Origin of the sequence: Microcoleus sp. BR0-C5, from assembly GCF_036705045.1 — a bacterium.
Taxonomy (GTDB): Bacteria; Cyanobacteriota; Cyanobacteriia; order Cyanobacteriales; family Microcoleaceae; genus Microcoleus.
This window is the reverse complement of sequence record NZ_JAUBTR010000007.1, coordinates 141,246-147,916: the sequence shown is the minus strand read 5'-3', so window position 1 is coordinate 147,916 and position 6,671 is coordinate 141,246. Positions and strand designations below refer to the sequence as shown.

Below are 6,671 nucleotides of genomic sequence, written 5' to 3'. Positions count from 1 at the left end.
ACAGTCAACAGTCAACAGTCAACAGTCAACAGTCAACAGTCAACAGTCAACAGTCAACAGTCAACAGTCAACAGTCATGGGATATCGGTTCGTAGCGGCAACCTCACGCTAAACGTTGCCCCTTGTCCCTCACCTGAACTTTCTGCACCAACAGTACCGCCGTGGAGTTCTACTAAATGACGGACGATCGAGAGTCCTAGCCCCAATCCAGCGTCTCTGCGAGAGTAGCTACTATCGGCCTGACGGAAGCGATCGAACACATAGGGGAGAAAATTAGGGAGAATGCCTTTACCAGTATCGCTAACTTGGATTTGAGCCATGCCATCAATGTAGTCTAATGCGATTTCTATTTTTCCTCCGGCTGGGGTGAATTTAATCGCGTTTGAAAGTAAATTCCACACTACCTGTTGTAAACGGTTTGGATCGCCCAATACGTTTAGTGTTAAAGGAGTTAGCCTGGATTCAATTTGAAGATTTTTGGCTTCTGCTGCCAAACGAACCACCTCCATCGCATTTTCAACCAGTGGATTCAGCTCAATTTCCAAAGCATTGAGCCGAAACTGGCCTGTGGTAATTCGCGAAACGTCTAAGATGTCATCGATGAGCTGGTTTTGTGCTTTGGCGGCGCGCTCGATCGTTTTTAGCGCCTCGTCGGTTTTAGCCTGGTCAAATTTTTTCAGGCGCAGCAACTGTGCCCAGCCAATCATCGCATTGAGCGGCGTCCGCAGTTCGTGAGAGAGGACGGACAAAAACTCATCTTTGACGCGGTTTGCCTCCTCAGCAGTCGCACGAGCCGATTGTTCTTGAATCCGAAGGCTGCGTTCTGTCTCAAACTGTTTTTGCTCCGTGATATCCTCGATCGCCAACAGAATCATCTGTGTATCGCCGATGGGAGGCATTTTGCGGGCATTGAGCAGCATTATTTTATGCCCAATATGCTCAAAGTCATGCTCGACCTCAAAATCCTGAAACTCGGCATTTCCTGCCAGAATTTCTTCGAGGAGCGATCGCAACTTGGGAATATTCCACTGTCTGTTACCAAGATCGAAGATCGAGTGTTGCTCAGTGTGGATCGGCATCACCCGAAACGTCTCGTAGAAAGAACGGTTGGCGGTGATCGCCCGCAGGTTGAGATCTAACACTAGCAACGGTTCCCGCACGGTTTCTACGATCGTTTCGGCGTAGTTTTTCGCTTCCATCAAATGCTGGGCACTGGCTTTGAGCTCGTGGATATCCACCAACATCACCACAGCCCCATCAATTTTGTGGTCGATCGTCCGATACGGTCGAATATGCAGATCATACCAATGACCCTCTCGATCTTGAACCTCCTGAACTTTCAAATTGAGGGTGCGGATCACCTCTACAATCATTGGCTCTAACTCCGGCATTATCAACTTGTGAGTGATGTCGCTCAAACAGCGCCCGACATCGCTAGAAATCAAGTTGAAGATGCTTTCGATTGCGGGAGTAAACCGGCGGATTCGCAGGTCGCCTCCCACCATCAGAATCGGAATATTGATGGTGCTGAGCAGATTCTGTAAATCGTTACTCACCTGAGTTGATTCAACATTGCGCCGCTGCAATTCGTCATTAATCGTGTTCAGTTCTTCATTGGTTGCCTGAATCTCTTCTTTTGCGGTTTCGAGTTCCTCATTTGTACTTTGCAACTCTTCGTTGTTCGACAAAATCTCCTCGTTGGCCGCTCTCAAATCTTGGTTAGCTGCTTGATGTTCTTGGACGATCGATTGCAGGTGGTCTTTTGTAATTTTGAGTTCTTCTACTAGCCTCGCAATCTCCAAACTTTCACCTTCTAAAGCATCGGAGTTGACTCTACGATGCTTTACAGCAGGCATTGCAGGGATCGGCGGCTCGTCTTGAAACAACACTAAAAAATAGTTTTTTGCTACAGCGCCTGTTGGGAATGGAATCACATTAATTCTGACGAGGCGGGTGCGATCGCTTTCTTTAATTTGCAAGCCTTCGCGCGTGATCGGCAACTGCAGTTGGGAGGCCTGTTCAATTGCAGTGCGGAGTTCGAGGCGCAATCCTTCTTTTGCCATTCTCAGCAAATTTAAGCTAGCCCTACCGGGAGACGGTTCTAGGTAGGCATTCGTCTGTCCTCGGAATTGCAGAATCTCCCTGGCTGTGTTAATTACGACGCCGACAGGCGCATAGTTATTCAAAACAATGCGATCGGCCTGTTTCTCGATTTCGATTTCGTTTAAGCTTTCCGTCACCAGCGGTGGGTTGAGGAGTGTCGCAGGATAGTTGCTGGCAGTTAAATCCATGCTTAGCCAATGCGACAGCAGTTTTTTAGTATAAATTTTGTTCTTTTTGTCTAATAGCGCAAACAATTCTGAAAAGTCACCAACCGTTTCCGAAGTGCCTAACAGCAAAAAGCCGGCGGGCCGAAGCCCATAGTGGAAAATTGGCAGCAGCTTTTTCTGCAAAGGCGGGCCCAGATAGATCAGCACGTTCCGACAGGAGATCAAATCCATCCGGGAAAAGGGCGGATCGCTGATCAGGTTTTGTTTAGCAAAGACGCAGAGTTCGCGCACCGACTGAGCTATTTGGTATCCGCCCTCGACTTCCACAAAGAACCGATGCAGGCGTTGGGGTGAAATATCGGCGACTTGGGCTTGCTTATAAATGCCTCGGCGCGCCTGGGCGATCGCATTTTCGCTGATGTCTGTCGCATAAATCTGAATCGGCAGATCCGTAGCTCTATCTGCTAAAAACTCTAACAAGCAGATGGCGATCGAGTAAGCTTCTTCACCGGTTGAACAGCCTGTTACCCAAATTCTGATCGGTACTTTCGACGATTTATCTTTAACGATTTCGGGAAAAACTTTGCTGCTTAAAGCCTCAAAGCTTTCGGGATCGCGGAAAAAGCTGGTGACATGAATGAAGACATCGTGATAAAGCGCCGTTACTTCTGTAGGACTGTTTTGGAGATATTCGGCATAATCCTCGATCCGTTCCAGCTTGTACAGCACCATCCGTCGCTGCATCCGCCGCTTCAAGGTGGTTTGTTTGTAGTGAGTAAAGTCAACTCCTGTAGCGGCGCGCAGCAAAGAGTATATTTTGGCGATCGCATCTTTACTTTGGATCGCATCTTCGCTGGTGGTCAATTCTGCCGCAGGCCGATCGGCAATGTAGGGATGACGGCTGATCTCTGCTATTTTCAGGGCAATTTTTTCCGGTGTCAAAATAAAGTCTACCTGACCCGTAGCCGCCGCAGTGTTCGGCATACTGCTGACTTGTGCCGATCCTTCACATTGGGCAAAAGTTATACCGCCTGCAGCCTTAATCGCTTTTAATCCTTGGGCACCATCGCCGTCGCCCCCGGACAAAACGACGCCGATGGCTTGGTTCCCCCTTTCTGCGGCGAGGGAAACCAGAAAAATATCGACGGACATAAATATCCCGTGTGTTTGGCCGCGAGGGGTTAGCTTGAGCACCGCTTGATCGATGGTCATGCTGAAACTCGGGGGGATGACGTATACCTGATTCGGTTCTATGGGCATCTCCTCTTTTACCTCATGCACGGGCATCTGGGTCGATCGAGCCAGAATTTCCCTCAACACGCTTTCCTGAGTCGGCAACATATGCTGAATTATTACAAACGCCATGCCGGTATCGATCGGCAAATGGCTGAGTAATTTGGTAAAAGCTTCCAATCCACCTGCAGAGGCTCCTATTCCGACGACTGGAAATAACTCGTTTTGATTGTTTGGTTGCTTTACTTCAGCATCCATATCAGCTTGAGGTTTAGATTTTTTGGAAAACTTATTCTGACTCATTTTTTATACCCCTATCTTGCTGTTTTAATAAATATTATGATGATAATTTTTTATTTTTATTATATCTATAACATATATAAGAAAATGAAGGAGCAGGCATCTACCTGGGGATATATTGATGATCAGGCTGCTTCGGCGCGAGCGATTTTCAAATTATTATTATTATTATTATTATTATTATTATTATTGAGAGCCATACTGCCTTGATAAATGGGGACAATCGTCAGGGTTGAACTCCGTCATAAATTCTACTAATTGTAATGTTGAAAGTAGAGGCAGAGTAATTTTACCACATTCTGCGATCGTAACACTTCTATGAATGTTTGCCGCCACAGAGTCCATTTCTCCTAAATCCGCCCACTCATCAAGGAAGTTCAAACCCGAATCTTGTCCGCCCTTATCAAGCAGTGGGGCTAGGCAGAAGCTGGGGGGAAAGAAAACAGTACAATTAAGTACATAAACTCAAAAAAACAGCATACTCTACAGAACCGCAATTAATCTCATTTTGAGGAAAATTGTTGCGAGCGCAAATTGGCTACCACCCGCCGATGTAAACTATATCGGGATAATTTTAGAAGTGTTTCATCACTGCTTGTTGGGTCATTTGTACCTTGTTAGTTATTTTCAAGGTATCGTCGATCGACCCTTGCCAATATTACTCAAACTCAGCAATTACTTCCTGAACTTCTTCTGGTGTTGAAGTTTGAGGCTGTTAATTGGCCGACACAATCTCATAACTGAATTTTTTTTAATGTTCCCAAAATCCGGCAATCCTCGCTAAAGTCGTAAAGAAAAGTAACAAAAATATATTTTAATTGGCTTAGGGAAATTAGCGAAATCCAGCAGCGCTGCCAAGTTTGGATTCTCAAGACAGTCGGCGGGGGGTAACGGTTCAGAGAAAGTGCGATTCTGCGGTGGCGCTACCGATGTTGCTGAACAAAGTGAACGATACCGAGTTGATGGTGTGGTGCGATCGTGGCGATGGGATGGCGGCATAGTCAAACTGCGGACTCAATGGCTGCGCTGTTAAAAATGATGAAGTTCGATCGCGCGATCCGAATGTGCGATCCGAAGCCACTAACTCTTTGTCAAGGTTGGGAACCGAGGCGATGGCTCATTTAGTGGCAGCTTTTGGCCGCGATGACAATTGGCTCGTCTGCTACTGTATCATGGCTCGGCTGTGCGATCGGCTGCCGCCCAAAATTGATTATCAAAATGCTCTACTCAAAATCAGAAAATAGTTGTACAATGTTTTTCTAGTCGTTTTTTACCGCTCCGCCTCCACAGCGAAAGAAGGTGAAAACAGGTAAAAAACACTAAGCGCGGGCGTAATTCAGTGGTAGAATGTCAACTTCCCATGTTGAACGTCGTGGGTTCGAGTCCCACCGTCCGCTTTGATAGAAGGCGCACCAAACTATTGATAAATCAAGGGTTTTAGCGCTGATCGGACAGGTAGCTAGGGTGTTTATGAATTTTTTTGCAGCTAACTATCGATCGGTCTTATGTGTTCTAAGATTTTTTCATCAAAGTATCTTTTGCGAATTTCTCCTTCTGAAGTATCGCACCAACCAGCGATTACAGCTAAGCTAATACCTTTAACTGCTTGCTCTGTAATAAAAGTATCGCGACAGGAATAAGGCGTGCTATTGCGTTTGACAATCGGCTTGACCACTTTTTCCCAAGCGCGTTTTCGGAAATTATTCTGATTAACTGCTTTGCCTTCGGGAGACGGAAAAACCAGCGCTTTTGGGTCGGGATTTTCCGGGCGAATTGACAGCAGCAACTGGCGTAATTTTTCACCGCATGGCAAGGTACGGGGTTTGCGGAAATGGTGATTTTTAGAACCCTGTACTGCAATTGTTTTGCCGTAGTTCGTGACAATAGCTTGATTGAAAATAACTTTTCCACAGTCGGGAGTTATCTGTCCCCAAGTTAGTCCAATTCCTTCACTAGGTCGGCAGCCGGTATAAAGCCAAAATTTCACTAAAGGAGCATAGTGAGAATAAGCTATCCCCGAAAATCCTCTGCCGTTCCAGTTGCCTTGATGTTCTTCAAAAGCCTTGATAATCCTTTCTTTTTCGTCAGGCGTGAAAGCATTGGGCTGGGGGTCAATTTCCCAGTTGTGTTTGGGTAACTCTTGTGCCATCCCTTCAAGCGGGGAAGTTTTGAGGCTAATCAGATTGAATTTAATTCCCCACTTGATAGCTGCGTTCAAATGAGTAAGTACCCGCTTGGTCATACTGTTTGTCGTATTTTCCAGCAACCATTGACGTATTTCTAAAGCATTTTCCTCCGAAATAATTGTAGGAGGACAGCGGTCAATATAGACCTGAATGCTTTTAATTAAGTAGTTAAAAGTGGTTTCTTTTAAAGTAGGTTCTTTGAATGTCAAGTACCGATTAAACAATTCAGAAAATGTTAGTTCCGCTTTAGGTTTAATAGACTCTACAACGGTTAAGTAAGTTTGGGGCTTGTATTTTTTGAGAGTGCTGTCAAACTCTTCAAACTTAATGTCTGCCTCAATTGTTTGTGCTTTAGCTCGAGCAAGTTCTCGGTTTTCGACCGTATCAGCCATATTCAGATAAAGAAATTTTTGCTGACCGTCAAACAGATGTGTCGGCAGTTGCAGTCTCAGCCTTCCCTCGTTGGACTGCACCACTACAGTCCCCTTTTGAGCTTTTTTGAGAAAATTTGCCATAAACTTTACCAGTTCAATGCTCCTAGTGTAACCATTTTAAACACCAGATAAATACAATATTTGTGTAAGTGAATGTTACAGATTGTCACAAACTAGACTATTAGCAGGATTCCGTGGTATTATAAATAACCTTCCCATGCTAAACGTCGTAAGCTCGAGTCCCACCG

The 6,671-nt window shown here is 45.6% G+C and carries 5 protein-coding genes and 1 tRNA gene; 3 read left to right on the top strand and 3 right to left on the bottom strand.

Going from position 1 to position 6,671, the window contains the following annotated elements:
- Positions 1 to 74: 74 nt before the first annotated feature.
- Entirely contained in the window at positions 75 to 3,806 is a 3,732-nt protein-coding gene (locus tag QUB08_RS05585) for a chemotaxis protein CheB (protein WP_333223831.1), read from the bottom strand.
- Between the two features lie 183 nt (positions 3,807 to 3,989).
- Complete coding sequence (locus QUB08_RS05580; protein ID WP_333223830.1) at positions 3,990 to 4,184, bottom strand: hypothetical protein; 195 nt, start codon at positions 4,182 to 4,184, stop codon at positions 3,990 to 3,992.
- Between the two features lie 479 nt (positions 4,185 to 4,663).
- Between QUB08_RS05580 and QUB08_RS05575 the strand changes: the two genes are divergently transcribed.
- The 3 genes from QUB08_RS05575 to QUB08_RS05565 all read left to right on the top strand — a co-directional run bounded on the left by QUB08_RS05575 (position 4,664) and on the right by QUB08_RS05565 (position 5,200).
- Positions 4,664 to 4,804 (top strand): hypothetical protein, encoded by a 141-nt coding sequence (locus QUB08_RS05575; protein ID WP_333223829.1) that lies wholly within the window; start codon positions 4,664 to 4,666, stop codon positions 4,802 to 4,804.
- Between the two features lie 63 nt (positions 4,805 to 4,867).
- Positions 4,868 to 5,047 carry a hypothetical protein gene (locus QUB08_RS05570; RefSeq protein WP_333223828.1) on the top strand — a complete coding sequence of 60 codons (180 nt, stop codon included), beginning with the start codon at positions 4,868 to 4,870 and terminating at the stop codon, positions 5,045 to 5,047.
- An 81-nt stretch (positions 5,048 to 5,128) separates the two neighbouring features.
- Positions 5,129 to 5,200 (top strand) — tRNA-Gly (locus tag QUB08_RS05565).
- 89 nt (positions 5,201 to 5,289) lie between these two features.
- Here QUB08_RS05565 and QUB08_RS05560 read toward each other — a convergent pair.
- On the bottom strand, positions 5,290 to 6,504 hold the full coding sequence (locus tag QUB08_RS05560) for a tyrosine-type recombinase/integrase (RefSeq protein WP_333223827.1): 1,215 nt from the start codon (positions 6,502 to 6,504) through the stop codon (positions 5,290 to 5,292).
- Between the last annotated feature and the right edge of the window lie 167 nt (positions 6,505 to 6,671).